17 protein-coding genes and 1 other RNA gene are annotated in these 16,642 nt (G+C 58.1%); 6 read left to right on the top strand and 12 right to left on the bottom strand.

All coding sequences use genetic code 11. The annotated features are described in order from the left end of the window. Nucleotides 1–107: 107 nt before the first annotated feature. Both rnpB and rsmI read right to left on the bottom strand, forming a co-directional pair. Nucleotides 108–461, bottom strand: an RNA gene (gene rnpB, locus ACP3TY_RS02245) — RNase P RNA component class A. 73 nt (nt 462–534) lie between these two features. Continuing rightward, nucleotides 535–1,440 (bottom strand): 16S rRNA (cytidine(1402)-2'-O)-methyltransferase, encoded by a 906-nt coding sequence (rsmI, locus tag ACP3TY_RS02240; protein ID WP_159815078.1) that lies wholly within the window; start codon nt 1,438–1,440, stop codon nt 535–537. Nucleotides 1,441–1,617: 177 nt separating this feature from the next. On the opposite strand from rsmI, the gene ACP3TY_RS02235 reads away from it, so the two are divergent. The 4 genes from ACP3TY_RS02235 to ACP3TY_RS02220 all read left to right on the top strand — a co-directional run bounded on the left by ACP3TY_RS02235 (nt 1,618) and on the right by ACP3TY_RS02220 (nt 5,064). Further along, entirely contained in the window at nt 1,618–3,429 is a 1,812-nt protein-coding gene (locus ACP3TY_RS02235) for a penicillin-binding protein activator (RefSeq protein WP_426619170.1), read from the top strand. Next, nucleotides 3,429–3,791, top strand: a complete 363-nt coding sequence (locus ACP3TY_RS02230) for a YraN family protein (RefSeq protein WP_426619169.1) — start codon at nt 3,429–3,431, stop codon at nt 3,789–3,791. Before ACP3TY_RS02235 ends, ACP3TY_RS02230 begins: the two co-directional genes overlap by 1 nt. 104 nt (nt 3,792–3,895) lie before the next feature. Next, nucleotides 3,896–4,489, top strand: a complete 594-nt coding sequence (locus ACP3TY_RS02225) for a phosphoheptose isomerase (RefSeq protein WP_008082788.1) — start codon at nt 3,896–3,898, stop codon at nt 4,487–4,489. Continuing rightward, on the top strand, nt 4,486–5,064 hold the full coding sequence (locus tag ACP3TY_RS02220; RefSeq protein WP_007917023.1) for a BON domain-containing protein: 579 nt from the start codon (nt 4,486–4,488) through the stop codon (nt 5,062–5,064). Before ACP3TY_RS02225 ends, ACP3TY_RS02220 begins: the two co-directional genes overlap by 4 nt. A gap of 218 nt (nt 5,065–5,282) precedes the next feature. On the opposite strand, the gene ACP3TY_RS02215 is transcribed toward ACP3TY_RS02220, so the two are convergent. The 7 genes from ACP3TY_RS02215 to rplM form a co-directional block, all read right to left on the bottom strand. Continuing rightward, nucleotides 5,283–5,696, bottom strand: a complete 414-nt coding sequence (locus tag ACP3TY_RS02215) for a ClpXP protease specificity-enhancing factor (protein ID WP_053123658.1) — start codon at nt 5,694–5,696, stop codon at nt 5,283–5,285. Nucleotides 5,697–5,712: 16 nt separating this feature from the next. Next, nucleotides 5,713–6,330 (bottom strand): glutathione S-transferase N-terminal domain-containing protein, encoded by a 618-nt coding sequence (locus ACP3TY_RS02210; RefSeq protein ID WP_047303097.1) that lies wholly within the window; start codon nt 6,328–6,330, stop codon nt 5,713–5,715. Nucleotides 6,331–6,477: 147 nt separating this feature from the next. Further along, complete coding sequence (locus ACP3TY_RS02205) at nt 6,478–7,257, bottom strand: cytochrome c1 (RefSeq protein WP_053123660.1); 780 nt, start codon at nt 7,255–7,257, stop codon at nt 6,478–6,480. After that, complete coding sequence (locus ACP3TY_RS02200; RefSeq protein ID WP_016985147.1) at nt 7,257–8,468, bottom strand: cytochrome b; 1,212 nt, start codon at nt 8,466–8,468, stop codon at nt 7,257–7,259. The genes ACP3TY_RS02205 and ACP3TY_RS02200 overlap by 1 nt, the downstream gene beginning before the upstream one ends. Then, nucleotides 8,468–9,061 (bottom strand): ubiquinol-cytochrome c reductase iron-sulfur subunit, encoded by a 594-nt coding sequence (petA, locus tag ACP3TY_RS02195; protein ID WP_053123662.1) that lies wholly within the window; start codon nt 9,059–9,061, stop codon nt 8,468–8,470. The genes ACP3TY_RS02200 and petA overlap by 1 nt, the downstream gene beginning before the upstream one ends. A 269-nt stretch (nt 9,062–9,330) precedes the next feature. Further along, nucleotides 9,331–9,723, bottom strand: coding sequence for a 30S ribosomal protein S9 (gene rpsI / locus ACP3TY_RS02190; RefSeq protein ID WP_008080273.1), 393 nt, complete (start codon nt 9,721–9,723; stop codon nt 9,331–9,333). A gap of 14 nt (nt 9,724–9,737) precedes the next feature. Then, nucleotides 9,738–10,166 carry a 50S ribosomal protein L13 gene (gene rplM / locus ACP3TY_RS02185; RefSeq protein ID WP_019693576.1) on the bottom strand — a complete coding sequence of 143 codons (429 nt, stop codon included), beginning with the start codon at nt 10,164–10,166 and terminating at the stop codon, nt 9,738–9,740. Between the two features lie 245 nt (nt 10,167–10,411). On the opposite strand from rplM, the gene ACP3TY_RS02180 reads away from it, so the two are divergent. Continuing rightward, nucleotides 10,412–11,452, top strand: a complete 1,041-nt coding sequence (locus ACP3TY_RS02180; RefSeq protein WP_008080271.1) for an NADP(H)-dependent aldo-keto reductase — start codon at nt 10,412–10,414, stop codon at nt 11,450–11,452. 103 nt (nt 11,453–11,555) lie between these two features. Here the strand turns inward: ACP3TY_RS02180 and ACP3TY_RS02175 are convergent, their stop codons facing one another. After that, nucleotides 11,556–12,692 carry an acyl-CoA dehydrogenase family protein gene (locus ACP3TY_RS02175; protein ID WP_426619168.1) on the bottom strand — a complete coding sequence of 379 codons (1,137 nt, stop codon included), beginning with the start codon at nt 12,690–12,692 and terminating at the stop codon, nt 11,556–11,558. Nucleotides 12,693–12,942: 250 nt separating this feature from the next. On the opposite strand from ACP3TY_RS02175, the gene ACP3TY_RS02170 reads away from it, so the two are divergent. Next, nucleotides 12,943–13,839, top strand: a complete 897-nt coding sequence (locus ACP3TY_RS02170; RefSeq protein ID WP_172680158.1) for a GlxA family transcriptional regulator — start codon at nt 12,943–12,945, stop codon at nt 13,837–13,839. Between the two features lie 259 nt (nt 13,840–14,098). Here the strand turns inward: ACP3TY_RS02170 and zapE are convergent, their stop codons facing one another. After that, on the bottom strand, nt 14,099–15,193 hold the full coding sequence (zapE, locus tag ACP3TY_RS02165; RefSeq protein WP_053123668.1) for a cell division protein ZapE: 1,095 nt from the start codon (nt 15,191–15,193) through the stop codon (nt 14,099–14,101). A gap of 90 nt (nt 15,194–15,283) precedes the next feature. Beyond that, nucleotides 15,284–16,639, bottom strand: coding sequence for a tryptophan--tRNA ligase (locus ACP3TY_RS02160; RefSeq protein WP_053123670.1), 1,356 nt, complete (start codon nt 16,637–16,639; stop codon nt 15,284–15,286). Nucleotides 16,640–16,642 lie beyond the last annotated feature (3 nt).

Genomic DNA, 16,642 nt, shown 5'->3' with positions numbered 1-16,642 from the left:
ACGGTGGGAAATGGCTATTACTGCGTTTGCCGCTGCCGGACTTTCAGAGCAGGTCTGCTGATATTACACAGCCCTGTTGCTATTGATTCAAGCAGGGAAAGAAAAAGGTGGAGAGTCGATCTGTAAGCCGGGTTCTGTCTTGAACAGTCATTCGTCTACGATGGCCATCACTGGACATCTTTAGCAACCTACCCGGTCCCAGCGCGGGCCACGCCTTGGGACCCTATTTGGTCTTGCTCCAAGTGGGGTTTACCTAGCCACGAACTGTTGCCAGACGTGCGGTGCGCTCTTACCGCACCTTTTCACCCTTACCGGCGCCGAAGCGCTTAGGCGGTTATTTTCTGTGGCACTTTCCGTAGGCTCACGCCTCCCAGGCATTACCTGGCACTTCGCCCTATGGAGCCCGGACTTTCCTCCCCCCCCTAATTTTCATAGAGGGCAGCGACTGTCCGATCGACTCTCCGCCGCGAAGGTTAACGGCAGAGCGCCCGAAGAACAAGCGCTAATAGCCGCAAAACCTGTCTGCGCGACGGGTTACTCGCCCTTCTGTTTCTCCAGCGCGACCTGATACAGCACGTTTTTGCGCTCGCCGGTGATTTGCGCGGCGAGAGCGGCGGCACGCTTGAGCGGCATTTCTTCGAGCAGCAGATTCAGCACGCGCATTGCCTCGCTGCTGACCGCGTCTTCAGACTCCGGCGCCGTCCAGCCCGCCACCAGCACCACGCATTCGCCACGCTGCTGATTGCTGTCGGATTCAACAAACTCGCGCAGTTCCGAGAGCGGCAAGCCTTTAAGCGTCTCGAAGGTCTTGGTGATTTCGCGAGCCAACAGTGCCTGACGCTCACCACCGAACACTTCTTCCATATCCTGCAAACATTCAAGAATACGGTGCGGAGCTTCGTAGAAGATCAGCGTGCGCGGCTCTTCTTTGACCGCTTGCAGTCGCGCCTTGCGCCCGACCGACTTGGCCGGCAAGAAACCTTCGAAGATAAAGCGATCGGAAGGCAGCCCCGCCGCCGACAATGCTGCAATCAACGCGCACGCCCCCGGCACCGGCACCACCGCGATCCCGGCCGCACGGGCCTGACGCACCAGGTGATAACCCGGATCGGAAATCAGCGGCGTGCCGGCATCGGAAATCAGCGCAACGTTGTCGCCCGCCAGCAGACGGGTAATAAAGCGGCTACCTTCATCACGTTCGTTATGTTCGTGGCAGGCGGCCAGCGGCGTGGAAATACCGAAGTGTTGCATCAGGCGCGCCGAGTGGCGGGTGTCTTCGGCAGCGATCAACGCCACTTCGCGAAGGATTTTCAGTGCCCGGGCGCTGATGTCGTCCAGGTTGCCGATGGGCGTCGCCACCACATAAAGCGAGCCAGCAGCGGAATTCGGGGAACCTGGAGCAGTCAAAGCGCACACCTCATGATCGGTAAAAGCGGCCATTGTAGCGCGTCACGAGGCTTGCGTTGCGCTCTGCCCGACCACGGTTTTGCACGCTGTAACGCAGCGCCGCAACATTTACTCCAGCTAAATTGACCGTTTCACGCCACTAACATCGCGCCCCGGCCAGTGCTTGGGTACAATTCCACGCTAATTTGATCGAGTATCAGGAACACTTACATGATCGCTTGCCTGCGGCTGTTCACTGCCCTCTGCCTCGCTGCCTTATTGGCGGCCTGCGCCAGCTCCCCTTCCTCCAGCCTTGGCGAACTTCCACGGACTCCGGACGCCAGCATCGAGCAACTGCTCGTGCAGGCCAGCCAGGCGAGTACCCCGGAAAAAGCTGCCCTGTTGCGCCTGAGCGCGGCAGATCTGGCTTACCACCAGGGCGATGCCGGACGCTCCGCGCAAATCCTGCAACAAGTGCCGATGGAGCAACTGAAGCCCGGCCAGCAGATTTTCGCCAGCACGCTGAACGCGGAACTGGCGATGACGCGCAATCAGCCGAAAGCCGCGCTGACCGCTCTGAGCCATCCAAGCCTGCAGCATCTGGGCGAAATGCCTGAAGAGCAGCAAGTGCGCACCGGCACCGTTCACGCCCGTGCCCTTGAAGCCGATGGTCAGACCCTGGCTGCCGCTCGCGAGCGCGTCTTTATCGCGCCGATGCTGAAGGGCGAAGCCGCCAGCAAAAACCACGAAGCGATCTGGACACTGATTGCCTCGCTGCCAACCGATCAACTACAAGCCAATACCACCGACGACCTCGGCGGCTGGATGGGCCTGGCACTGGCGGTGAAATCCGCCGGTACGCTGGAACAGCAGCAAGCCGCGATCGACACCTGGCGCGCGCAGAATCCAAAGCACCCTGCTGCGATCAACCTGCCGCAGCCGCTGACCAAACTCAAGGAACTGGCCAGCCAGCCCCTGAGCAAAATCGCCCTGCTGCTGCCACAAGATGGCCAACTGGCTGCCGTCGGCAAAGCACTGCGTGAAGGTTTCATGGCGGCGCACTACCAGGCGCAACAGGCCGGGCAGAAGCCACCAGCGATCGAGTTCTACGACAGCTCGAAACTGACCTCGATGGACGAGTTCTACCGCAAGGCTCAGGCTGATGGCGTGCAACTGGTCGTCGGGCCGCTGGAAAAACCACTGGTCAAACAGCTGAGCACTCGCCCGCAATTGCCGATCACCACCCTCGCGCTGAACTACAGCGAAGGCGATCAAGGCCCGGCGCAACTGTTCCAGTTTGGTCTGGCGGCTGAAGACGAAGCCCGCGAAGTGTCGCGCCGTGCCCGTGCTGATGGCCTGCACCGCGCCGCGATCATGGTGCCGAAAGGTGAATGGGGCGACCGCGTCATGCGCGCATTCAGCCAGGACTGGCAGGCTAACGGCGGCACCATCGTTGCCACCGAGCGCGTTGATCAGCCGGTGCAACTGGCTCAGCAGATCGCCGACATGTTCCAGCTGCGTCAGAGCGAAGCGCGCGCTAAGAGCCTGCAAAACGCTGCCGGCACTAACGTCGCCGCACAGCCTTCGCGTCGCCAGGACATCGAGTTCATCTTCCTCGCCGCCACTCCGCAACAGGCGCAGCAGATCAAGCCAACCCTTAATTTCCAGTACGCTGGTGATGTTCCGGTTTACGCCACCTCGCACGTTTACAGCGCCAGCGGCGACGTCAACCAGTACAACGACATGAACGGCATTCGCTTCTGCGAAACCCCATGGTTGCTGGACAACAGCGACCCACTGCGCCAGCAAGTGGTTGCACAGTGGCCGCAAGCTGCCGGCAGCCTTGGCCGCCTGTACGCGATGGGTGTTGACGCCTATCGCCTGGCCCCGCGTCTGGATCAGCTCAAGGCATTGCCGGACAGCCGCATCGATGGTGAGTCGGGCAGCCTCGGCATGACCCAGACCCAGCGTGTGGTGCGTCAGTTGCCTTGGGCGCAGTTCGTCAGCGGTCAGGTGCAGCGCCTGCCGGACACCCCGCGCTAATGCCCGACAGGTCACGCTCGCAAAGCGGTAAGGATGCCGAGCGCCAGGCGCTCGAGCATCTGCAACAACAAGGTCTGCACCTGTTGGCGCAGAACTGGTTTTGTAAACGCGGCGAGCTTGATCTGGTCATGCTTGATGGCGATACAGTAGTATTCGTTGAAGTTCGCTATAGAAAAAACACTCATTGGGGTGGCGCGCTCGCTAGCATCGATGGGCGCAAGCAGCAGAAACTGATTTTTGCCGCTCAGTATTTTCTTCAGCGCGAGTCGCGTTGGGCCAATTCCCCCTGCCGCTTCGACGTGGTGGCCATCGACAGCCATCCGAGTCAGCTGAACTGGTTGCAGAATGCTTTCGACAGTTGATCGTCGGCGCTGCAATCCGGACAATCCCACCGACAAATTTTGCTCTTTGCTTTGCGGGCTGCACTTTCATGTGCCGAATAGCCGCGCTACTTAAGGTCACACAGATGGACATGCAATCCCGAATTCGCCAGCTTTTCCAGGCCAGTATCGACACCAAGCAACAGGCGATGGACGTACTTGCACCGCACATCGAGCAAGCCAGCCAGATCATGGTCAACGCCCTGCTCAACGAAGGCAAAATGCTTTCGTGCGGCAACGGCGGCTCGGCCGGTGACGCCCAGCACTTCTCTTCGGAGCTGCTCAACCGCTTCGAACGCGAGCGCCCAAGCCTGCCGGCCATCGCGCTGACCACTGACACGTCGACGATCACCTCGATCGCCAACGACTACAGCTACAACGAAGTGTTCTCCAAACAGATCCGTGCGCTCGGTCAGCCAGGCGATGTCCTGCTGGCGATTTCGACCAGCGGTAACTCGGCGAACATTATTCAAGCGATCCAGGCCGCACATGATCGCGAAATGATTGTCGTAGCTTTGACCGGACGCGATGGCGGCGGCATGGCCTCGCTGCTGTTGCCCGAGGACGTCGAGATTCGCGTTCCGGCCAATGTCACTGCACGTATTCAAGAAGTCCACTTGCTGGCGATCCATTGCCTCTGCGATCTGATCGACAGCCAACTGTTCGGGAGTGAAGAATGACCCCTAATCGCCTTGGCCTTCTGGCCTTGACCCTGTGCCTCGGCATCAGCGGCTGCACCTCGGTGGTGAACGCCAGCCGTGAAGCACCGATCGATGACGACCGTGGCACGCGCACCTTCGGCAGCAAGATCGACGACTCGTTGATTGAAACCAAAGTGGGTGTGAACGTGGCGAAGGCCGACCCGGCGCTGGACAACGATTCACACATCGTCGTGACCAGTTTCAACGGTGTTGTTCTGCTCGCCGGCCAAACCCCTCGTGCCGACCTGAAAGCCAAGGCCGAACAGGCCGCAGCCGCCGTTCAACGGGTAAAAACCGTGCATAACGAACTGCAGGTTATTCCGCCGTCCGGTTTCCTGGCTCGCCAGAACGACACCTGGCTGACCTCCAAGATCAAGACGCAGATGCTCACCGATGCGAGCATTCCCGGCTCGCGCATCAAGGTCGTGACCGAGAACGGTATCGTCTACCTGCTGGGCCTGCTGACCAAACAGGAAGCCACTCAGGCAACCAACCTGGTGCAGGGCGTTTCCGGCGTGCAGAAGATTGTGAAGCTGTTCGAATACATCGACTGATACACCTCTCTACGTAGGAGCTGCCGAAGGCTGCGATCTTTTGATCTTGCTTTAAAGATCAGGATCAAAAGATCGCAGCCTTCGGCAGCTCCTACAGTTTTGAGATGTATATGAAGTTTTGAGATGCGCATGCAGTTTTGAGATGTGTATGCAGTTTGAGATGTGTATGCAGTTTTGAGATGCGCATAAAAAAGGCGATCCATCCGGATCGCCTTTTTTTATTTCACCACTTTCAAACTTGGCCGGCCTGTTGGGCGCGGCGGTTCGCTGTCCGGTGGTGGCAAGTCGTCATCCGACTCGATCTCTTCCTCGTCATCCATCGGCGACTCGAGATCAAACACCATGCCTTGACCGTTCTCCCGGGCGTAGATCCCCAGGATGGCGCCAATTGGCACGTACAGGCTGTGCGGGACGCCACCGAAGCGACCTTCAAAGGTCACCACGTCGTTGTCCATGTGCAAATGCCGTACGGCACTTGGCGAGATGTTCAGGACAATCTGCCCGTCACTGGCGAAACCCTGCGGCACTTGCACCGCCGGGTACTCGGAGTTGACCAGCATGTGCGGGGTGCAATCGTTATCCACAATCCACTCATAGAGCGCGCGAACCAAATAAGGTCGACTGGAGTTCATAGCGGCTCCTTAAGCCTTAGCGCATATCGCGTTCGACACCAGACAGACTCGCCTGGAAAGCCTCACGCGCAAACGAGCGCTCCATGTAATCAAGCAGCGGCTTGGCTGGCCGCGGCAGTTCAATACCCAAAATCGGCAAACGCCAGAGTATTGGCAATAGGCAGCAATCCACCAGACTTTGTTCCTCACTGAGGAAAAACGGCTTGTCGGCAAACAGCGGCGACACGCCCGTCAGGCTTTCACGCAATTCCTTGCGCGCCACGACACGCGCGGCCTCTTTGGACTTTGGATCAAGAATCAGATCCACCAGACCACACCAGTCGCGCTGAATACGATGAATCAGCAGTCGACTGTTGGCACGCGCCACTGGATAAACCGGCAACAACGGCGGGTGCGGGTAACGCTCATCCAGATATTCCATCACCACAGTCGACTCCCACAGCGCCAGGTCACGATCGACCAGCGTAGGCAGACTTCCGTAAGGGTTCACCTCAATCAGTTTAGGCGGCTGACGACCAGCTTCCACATAAATGATTTCGGCGCTGACACCCTTCTCTGCAAGCACGATGCGCACTCGGTGGGAATAGTGGTCGGCGGGGTCGGAGTAACAGGCCAACCGATTGGTCACGCCCATGGCGATCCTCCTCGCTTGTTGAAATGATTGGAACCGGAAAAACGCGCGCGCCCAGAGGGCGCCTCCCGCAATGTCCGGCGAACCAGACGTTGCGTTATCGGAGGCGCCCTTGGGCGCGCGCGATTAACAGCAATGCTTTGAAGCGTATCAGTGCACGTCTTTCCAGTATTCACGCTTGAGCAGGTAGGCGAACACAAAGAAGAACGCCAGGTACAGCAAGACGTAGGTACCGATGCGCTGATGTTGCAGCTTAACCGGGTTAGCCGAGTAAGCCAGGAAGGTTACCAGATTCTTGACCTTCTCATCGAACTGCTCTTCGTTCAGAGCACCGGATTTCGGCACGATGGTCAATTGATCGCACGCTTCATGAGTCAGCGGCGTACCGGTCAACGGATCATATTGCTTCTTGCCGTCTTCGACGATCTGCACTTGTTTGCATCCCACCACCTGACGACCTTGCAGGCCGACCAGTACGTTAGGCATGCCGACGTTCGGGAAGACCTTGTTGTTCACACCCCATGGGCGTGCCGGATCTTCGTAGAACGACTTCAGGTAACCGTAGAGCCAGTCGGTGCCACGCACGCGAGCCACCAACGTCAGATCCGGTGGTGCTGCGCCGAACCAGGTTTTGGCGTCCGCCGGCTGCATGCCGATGGTCATGTGATCACCGATCTTGGCACCGGTGAACACCAGCTTCTCCAGCATCAGTTCGTGCGGCACGCCGAGGTCATCGGCAACGCGCTCGTAACGCTGGAACTTGGCGCTGTGGCAACCCATGCAGTAGTTGGCGAAAGTGCGCGCACCGTCCTGCAAAGCAGCTTTATCGGCGACATCAATGTCGACTTTTTCCAGCTCCGCACCGTGTTCAGCAGCGAACGACAAGACAGGCAACGCAGCAAAAATCAGAGCAAAAAATAACTTTTTCATCAGCCAGTCACCCTTTCCGGAACCGGTTTGGTCTTCTCGAGCCTGGTGTAGAACGGCATCAGAATGAAGTAGGCGAAGTACAGGAAGGTGCAGACCTGCGACAGCAAGGTTCGCTCCGGCGTCGGCGCAAGCACACCGAGAATGCCGAGGATCACGAACGAAATGCAGAACACCACCAGCCAGATTTTGCTCATCCAGCCTTTATAGCGCATCGATTTGACCGGGCTTCGATCCAGCCACGGCAGCACGAACAGCACCGCAATCGCCGCGCCCATGGCGATAACGCCCATGAGTTTGTCGGGGATTGCCCGCAAGATTGCGTAGAACGGTGTGAAGTACCAAACCGGCGCAATGTGCTCTGGTGTCTTGAACGGGTTAGCTTGCTCGAAGTTTGGTTTTTCGAGGAAGTAGCCGCCCATTTCCGGGAAGAAGAACACAATGAAGCAGAAGATAAACAGGAACACCACAACACCGACAATGTCTTTCACGGTGTAGTACGGGTGGAAGGCGATGCCGTCCAGCGGGATGCCGTTTTCGTCTTTGTGCTTCTTGATGTCGACGCCGTCAGGGTTGTTCGAACCCACTTCGTGCAGCGCCAGAATGTGCAACACCACCAGACCGAGAATCACGATCGGCAGCGCAACAACGTGCAAGGCGAAGAAGCGGTTCAGGGTAATGCCGGAGATCAGGTAGTCACCACGAATCCACTGGGTCAGGTCGTTACCGATCACCGGTATCGCACCGAACAGCGAGATGATCACCTGGGCACCCCAGTAGGACATCTGACCCCACGGCAGCAGATAACCCATGAAGGCTTCGGCCATCAGCGCCAGGTAGATCAGCATGCCGAACACCCAGACCAGTTCACGCGGTTTCTGGTACGAACCGTAGAGCAGGCCACGGAACATGTGCAGATAAACCACGATGAAAAACGCCGAAGCGCCGGTCGAGTGCAGCAAACGCAGGATCGAGCCGTACTCGACGTCGCGCATGATGTATTCAACGGAAGCGAACGCTTCTTCTGCCGACGGCGTGTAGCTCATCGTCAGCCAGACACCAGTGACGATCTGATTTACCAGAACCAGCAGTGCCAGAGAGCCGAAGAAATAGAAGAAGTTAAAGTTTTTTGGCGCGTAATACTTGCTGAGATGGTCTTCCCACATTTTTGTCGCGGGAAAGCGCGCATCAACCCAATCCATGAACTTGCTCATCACGCTTTCTCCGTATCGACGCCAATGACAATCAGGTCATCGGTCTCATAGGAATGCGGGGGAACTGGCAGGTTCAAAGGCGCAGGTTGCGACTTGTAGACGCGGCCAGCCAGATCGTAGTGGGAGCCGTGGCAAGGGCAGAAATAACCGCCTACCCAGTCTTTACCCAGATCCGCAGGTGCCACTTCGGGACGGAAGGTCGGTGAGCAACCCAGGTGTGTGCAGATCCCGATCAGCAGCAGAATTTCCGGCTTGATCGATCGCACTTCAGGGTCGACATAGGTGGGTTGCGTGGAGTTTTTGGATTCAGGATCGGAGAGCTGGCCCTCGATCTTTTTCAGATTATCCAGGATTTCCTTGGTACGGCGGACAATGAACACCGGCTGGCCACGCCATTCAGCAATCATCTGCTGTCCTGGCTCGACTTTGCTGACATTCACTTTCACCGGTGCACCGGCGGCTTTCGCCTTGGCACTGGGAAACCATGACCCCACGAACGGGACCGCAGCCCCCACCGCTCCTGCAGCACCCACCACGGATGTGGCTGCTACCAAGAAGCGACGCCGGCCTGCATTCACGCCGTCATTGCTCATTCAGTCCTCTCCCATCAGCTTTTGTGGCCTGTTAAATCAGGCATCTACTAAATAAATCAATGTTACTTATAAAAATTTTGCCGAATGGTAATGAAAAGCCCCAATTCTGACAAGGGAATTACCCGGAGCTCTTACCCTCAAGCCTTGCAGTATAGGGGGTCTACGGAAGTGGCAAGTTGTCGCAGCGCAATTCTTTGATAAATCACAGGCATAAAAAAACGCCCGCTTCCGTGAGGAGGCGGGCGTTCTTTTTGAACGTGGAAGCGGAATTAACGCTTCGAGTACTGCGGACGCTTACGCGCTTTACGCAGACCAACTTTCTTACGTTCAACTTCACGGGCGTCGCGAGTAACGAAGCCAGCTTTGCGCAGAGCGCCACGCAGGGTTTCGTCGTAGTCCATCAGAGCGCGAGTGATACCGTGGCGGATTGCGCCAGCTTGACCACTTACACCACCGCCGATCACGGTGACGTAGATGTCGAACTTCTCGACAGTCTCAGTCAGCTCCAGCGGCTGACGAACTACCATGCGGGCAGTTTCGCGGCCGAAGAAGTTTTCCAGCGAACGGTTGTTGATGGAGATGTTACCAGTACCCGGACGCAGGAAAACGCGTGCGGTTGCGGTCTTGCGACGGCCAGTGCCGTAATTTTGAGTCGCCGACATAATGTACTATTCCGTTAAAACTTCAGTTCTTGGGGCTGCTGAGCAGTATGTGGGTGTGCAGCGCCCGCATAGACTTTCAGCTTACGGTACATGTCGCGACCCAGTGGGTTTTTAGGCAGCATGCCTTTAACCGCGGTCTCGATCACGCGCTCAGGGGCTTTAGCGATCAGCTTTTCAAAGTTGATCGACTTGATGCCGCCCGGGAAACCGGAGTGGGAGTAGTAGATTTTGTCAGTGGTTTTAGCACCGGTAACACGAATCTGCTCAGCGTTGATTACGACGATGTAGTCGCCGGTGTCAACGTGAGGAGTGTACTCAGGCTTGTGCTTGCCACGCAGACGGCTCGCGATTTCGGTGGCCAGACGACCCAGGGTCTGACCAGCAGCGTCGACGACAAACCAGTCGCGCTTTACTGTTTCTGGTTTAGCAGTAAAAGTTTTCATTCTTTATAGCCTCAGGGGCCGCCCTGTAAATTAGACGGCGGATCTTACTGAATAGTGCGTACTTTGACAAGTCAAAGGCAGCCGGATACAGACGCTTTCGGGGGCTCGGGTCGGCGCGTCCGTTCAACGGCAAGATTCTTCGGCGGCGGCGCATCACTTCCACTGCAGAAAGAGGTCGGCAATTATGCAGATTGCGAAAAATAATTCAACCTGCTTTTATGATTGTTTTGCCCAAGGAGTACCCGATGGACTATCGCCAGCTAGGCCGTACCGACCTGAACGTGAGCGCAATCTGCCTCGGCACCATGACCTGGGGCGAGCAAAACACTGAAGCTGAAGCCTTCGCCCAGATCGAACGCGCCAAGGAAGCCGGGATCAATTTCATCGACACCGCCGAGATGTACCCGGTGCCACCGAAAGCCGAAACCTACGCCACCACCGAGCGTTACATCGGCAATTATTTCAAAAGTCGCGGCGATCGTGCCGACTGGATCCTCGCCAGCAAGATCGCCGGCCCAGGCAACACCATCGACTACATTCGCGATAAAAACCTGCGTCACAACCGCCAACACATCACCGCCGCGGTGGATGCCAGCCTCGAGCGCCTGCAGACCGATTACATCGATCTGTACCAATTGCACTGGCCGGAGCGCAGCACCAACTTTTTCGGACAACTGGGCTACAAGCACAAGATCGAAGCCAATCTGACACCGCTGGAGGACACCCTCGAAGCACTCGACGAGCAAGTGAAGGCCGGCAAGATTCGCCACATCGGTCTGTCCAACGAAACGCCGTGGGGCACCATGCGCTTTCTCGCACTGGCCGAAGCCCGTGGCTGGCCGCGTGCGGTGTCGATCCAGAACCCGTACAACCTGCTCAACCGCAGCTTTGAAGTGGGTCTGGCGGAAATCGCCATTCGCGAACAGTGCGGCCTGCTCGCCTATTCGCCGCTGGCGTTTGGTTTCCTGTCGGGCAAGTACGAAGGTGGCGCACGTCCGCCGAAAGGCCGTCTGAGCCTCTATAGCCGCTTCAGCCGCTATTTCAATGCGCAATCGGAAGCAGCGTGCAGCCGTTACGTCGCCCTCGCCCGTGAGCACGGTCTGGATCCGGCGCAGATGGCGCTGGCGTTCGTGACCCAGCAACCGTTCGTCACCAGCAACATCATTGGTGCGACGACGCTTGAACAACTGGACAGCAACATCGCCAGTTTTGATCTGAAGCTTTCCGATGAAGTGCTGGAAGGGATTGAGGCGATTCACAAGGATCATCCGAATCCCGCACCCTGATTGAGCATTAAAAGCTTCGCGGGCAAGCCTTGCTCCTACAGAGAATCAAAATCCCGTAGGAGCAAGGCTTGCCCGCGAAGGCGCCCGCCGCCTCACCACAACATCAGAGCGACCGCGCAATGATCTCTTTCATGATTTCATTGGTGCCGGCATAGATCCGCTGTACGCGCGCATCCGCCCACGCGCGGGCCACCGGGTATTCCCACATAAAGCCATAGCCGCCATGCAGCTGCACGCATTCGTCGAGCACCTTGCATTGCAGGTCGGTGCCCCAGTATTTGGCCATCGCCGCCGTCGGCACATCCAGCTTGCCTTGCAGATGCAGTTCCAGACATTTGTCGACAAACACTCGGCCGATCTGAATTTCAGTGGCCATCTCGGCCAGTTTGAAGCGCGTGTTCTGGAAATCAGCAATCGCCTTGCCGAACGCCTTGCGATCACGGGTGTAATCCAGCGTCCATTGCAACGCTGCTTCGGCTGAGGCCAGACCGCCAATCGCCACCGTCAGGCGTTCCTGAGGCAACTCCTGCATCAGATAAGCAAACCCTGCCCCGGCCTGCCCCAGCAGATTTTCTTTCGGCACGCGTACGTCCTGGAAGAACAATTCCGACGTGTCCTGCGCCTTCATTCCGACCTTCTCGAGGCGTTTGCCCTTCTCGAAGCCCGGCGTATTCGCTTCGACCAGAAACAGGCTGGTGCCCTTGGCGCCGGCCTTGGGATCGGTCTTGGCAACGACGATCACCAGATCCGCGAGGAAGCCGTTGGTGATGAAGGTTTTCGAGCCATTGATCACGTAGTCGTCACCGTCGAGCACGGCGCTGGTCTTCACGCCTTGCAGGTCGGAGCCCGCGCCAGGTTCGGTCATGGCGATGGCGGTGACCATCTCGCCGGAGACCAGTTTCGGCAAGTATTTGTGTTTCAGCGCTTCACTGCCGTAATGCAGGATGTACGGCGCGACAATGTCCGAATGCAGCGAGAAACCGATGCCGGTCAGGCCCAGCCGGCCGACCTCCTCGATCACCACAGCGCTGTAGAGAAAATCCGCCCCCAGCCCGCCGTATTCTTCCGGCAGGTGCGAGCAGAGCATCCCCGCCTCCCCGGCCTTGTTCCACAGCTTGCGGTCAATGTGGCCTTGTTTCTCCCACTGCGCATGAAACGGCACGGCCTCTTTTTCGAGGAAGGTTCGTACGCTGTCGCGGAATAATTCGTGCTCGGAGCTGAACAAGGTTCTGGGGATCATGCGGCACCTTTCTTTCTTGTTGGAGGGAGATGACCCTCAGAGACTAAGCCTCCCCTCCGACACAGGACACTGGACACATCCGACAAAAAATAAGACGATCCAGCCGTCTGGTGACCACTTTCCCTTATAAAAACAAAACAAAAGTTGAATTATGTCCAAGCAAGTCTCCACGCCCTTGCGGCGCGTCAGCATCCTGGCTATCGACCGGGTTTTCGCCTTCACCCTCATGCAAGCCAAGGATTTTTTCCATGTGGCGAGCCTGCGCTACGGCAAACAACTGGGCCACGGCCTGACACCGGCGTTTGAAACGCGCATCGTCAGCCCCGACGGCAAACCGGTAACAAGCTTCAGCGATGTGGTGATCCCCGTCGACGGTGGTCTGGAAAACACCGATATCATCATCCTCCCGGCGTTCTGGGACGACTTCGAAACCCTGTGCACCCGTTACCCGCAAATCATGCCGTGGCTGCGTGAGCAACATGCTCGCGGCGCTGTGCTCTGTGGCGAAGCCACCGGGGTGTTCTGGCTGGCCGAAGCCGGGCTGCTGAATGGCAAGGAGGCGACCACGTACTGGCGCTTCTTCAACGCCTTCACCGAACGCTTCCCCAAGGTGCACCTGAATCAGGACAAGCACCTGACCGACGCCGACAACCTGTATTGCGCCGGCGGCACCACTTCGGCCTGCGACCTTTACATCTACTTGATCGAGCGCTTCTGTGGAGCCAACGTGGCGCAGGCTGTGGCCCGCGATATTCTTTACGAAGTGCAGCGTAACTATTCGCCGGGGCGCATTGGTTTTGGCGGGCAGAAGCTGCATCAGGACGTGATCATTCTGCAGATTCAGCATTGGCTTGAAGAGCACTTCGCCGACAAATTCCGCTTCGAAGATGTGGCGCGCGAGCATGGCATGAGCATTCGCAATTTCATGCGCCGCTTCCAGACTGCGACTGGCGACAAGCCGTTGCATTACCTGCAGCGGCTGCGCATCGAGACGGCGAAGGGCTTGTTGTCCGGCAGCCGCAAGAGCATCAAGACCATCAGTTATGAGGTCGGTTACGACGATGCGAGCTTCTTTGCGCGGTTGTTCCGCCAGCACACCGAGCTGTCGCCGAACCAGTATCGGCAGCAGTTTCAGCAAGCTGCCTAACCCTCCCCCCCGATGATCGTTCCCACGCTCTGCGTGGGAATGCTGCCAATGGACGCTCTGCGTCCGCCCCGGAATGTGACGCAGAGCGTCACGGTATGCATTCCCACGCGGAGCGTGGGAACGATCAAGATCGCAGCCTGCGGCAGCTCCTACAGAATGACGTACACCTGTAGGAGCTGGCGAAGCCTGCGATCTTTTGATCTTCAGCGCATAAAAAAGGGCCTGCAATTGCAGGCCCTTTTTATTTGCCGAAATCCGCTTAAGGCTTGTGCGCCCGCGACAGGAATTCGTGCGATTGCATTTCGAGCAGACGGCTCAGCGTTCGCTGGAATTCGAAATTCAAACGGCCGCCGGTGTACAGATCCTTCAGCTCGACTTCAGCAGAAATGATCAGCTTGACGTTGCGGTCGTAGAACTCGTCAACCATGTTGATAAAGCGGCGAGCGATGTCGTCAGTGGTGACGCTCATCTGCTCGACACCGCTGAGCAGCACGGCGTGGAAGATCTTGCCCAGTTCGATGTAGTCGTTCTGGCTACGCGGGCCGTCGCACAGTTCGCGGAAGTCGAACCAGGCCACGTCGTCGCAAGTACGCAGGGCGCGGATCTCGCGGTTCTCGATCATCAGCACGTCGTTCTCGACCGCTGCCGTGCATTCCGGCGTCAGCGCGCGGAAGCTCTTGCGCAGGCTTTCGTGGGACGCTTCGTCGAGCGGGAAGTGGAACAGCTCCGCTTGTTCGAGGTGACGCAGACGATAGTCGACGCCGCTGTCGACGTTGACGATCTCGGTGTTCTGCTTGATCAGCGCGATGGCTGGCAGGAAGCGCGCGCGTTGCAGGCCGTCCTTGTACAGACCGTCCGGGACGATGTTCGACGTCGCGACCAGAGTCACGCCATTTTTGAAGAGTTCTTCCATCAACGTGCCGAGGATCATCGCGTCGGTGATGTCGGAAACGAAGAACTCATCGAAGCAGATCACTCGCGACTCGTCGGAGAAACGCTTGGCAATGATGGTCAGCGGGTTTTTCTCGCCGCCGAGGGTTTTCATCTCTTCGTGCACGCGCTTCATGAAGCGGTGGAAGTGGGTGCGGGTCTTTTCCTTGAACGGCAGCGCTTCGAAGAAGGTGTCGACCAGGTAAGTTTTGCCGCGACCTACGCCGCCCCAGAAATACAGGCCCTTGACCGGCGTCTGATCCTTTTTGCCGAACAGCTTGCTCAGCAGACCCGGCTTGTTTTGATCGGCGGCGATCAGATCGTCGTACAGACGCTGCAAATGACGCACAGCAGTTTCCTGCGCGGCATCATGGAAGAAGTCCGGGCGTTTCAGATCAGCTTGGTATCGTTCTAGGGGCGTCATAATTCGTTAGCAAGGCAACAAAAACGGGCCGTCACTGTAGCGATGGCCCGGAGGAATGGCAATCGGCCCTTGGTCGGGCCGTGCCGCCGATTAGTCTTGAACCGGGGTCAGCGCGACGCGCAGTGCCTCGATGGCCGCATCGCGAGCCGCAGCATCGGCAAACGCCGGGCTGTCGCCCACGCACTCGCCTTCGAGCCAGACGCTGAAGCTCAGGTCTTCGCTGCGTACGTCCAGCGCCTGACCCGATTGCAGTTGCTTGGTCACCTGACCAGCGGCTTTGCCGTCGGCGAAGTTGCGCGACAGCAGCAATTGCTCGCCATCGGCCGCGAGCAGACGGAAACGGAAGCTGCCGTCGTCTTCACGGAAGCTGACGAAACGCGCGGCTTTCGCGGCTTTCTTCTTGGTGGTTGCGGCAACCTGAACCTGATTGACGAAAGAACGCAGGCCAACGGCTTCGCGCAATTCGTTGAGGAACGGCGTCGCCACAGCACGGGCCTTTTTCGCACCGATCTGCAGGATGTCTTCCAGATCCGCCGGGCGCTCGATCAACTGGTGATACTTGTCGCGCGCTTCGCCGAGATCGTTGTCGAGCAACTGGAACAAACGGCTCTTCGCCTCGCCCCAACCCAGACCACCGAGCAGTTCGCTGCGGAATTCGTCAGCCTGTGCTGGCGTGGCGAAGGCCTGGAACAGGGTGAACAAATGCGAGTTGTCCGGATCTTTCGCTTCGCCTGGCGCCTTCGAGTCAGTGACGATCCGCGAGATCGCGTCCTTCATCTCTTTGGCGCTGGAGAACAACGGGATGGTGTTGTCGTAGCTTTTCGACATCTTGCGACCGTCGAGGCCCGGCAACGTCGCCACGCTTTCTTCGATCAGCGCTTCGGGCATGGTGAAGAATTCTTTGCCCTGACCGAACAAGTGGTTGAAGCGCTGGCCGATGTCGCGGGCCATCTCAACGTGTTGGATCTGGTCGCGACCGACCGGCACCTTGTGCGCGTTGAACATCAGGATGTCCGCCGCCATCAGCACCGGGTAGCTGTAGAGGCCCATGGTGATGCCGGCGTCCGGGTCTTCACCGGTTTCAACGTTCTTGTCCACCGACGCCTTGTAGGCGTGCGCACGGTTGAGCAGGCCCTTGGCGGCGACGCAGGTCAGCAGCCAGGTCAGCTCAGGAATTTCCGGGATGTCGGACTGGCGGTAGAAAGTCACGCGGTCGACATCGAGGCCACCGGCCAGCCAGGTCGCGGCGATTTCCAGACGCGAGCGCTGGATGCGCAGCGGGTCATCGCATTTGATCAGGGCGTGGTAGTCGGCCAGGAAGTAGAACGAATCGGCATTGCTGTCGCGGCTGGCAAGGATCGCCGGGCGGATGGCGCCGGCATAGTTGCCCAGGTGCGGCGTGCCGGTGGTGGTGATGCCGGTGAGGATTCGGGTACGGTTCGTCATGGG

This window comes from Pseudomonas rustica (genome assembly GCF_049959085.1).
GTDB classification, from domain to species: Bacteria; Pseudomonadota; Gammaproteobacteria; order Pseudomonadales; family Pseudomonadaceae; genus Aquipseudomonas; species Aquipseudomonas rustica.
This window is presented reverse-complemented; position numbering and strand designations above follow the sequence as displayed.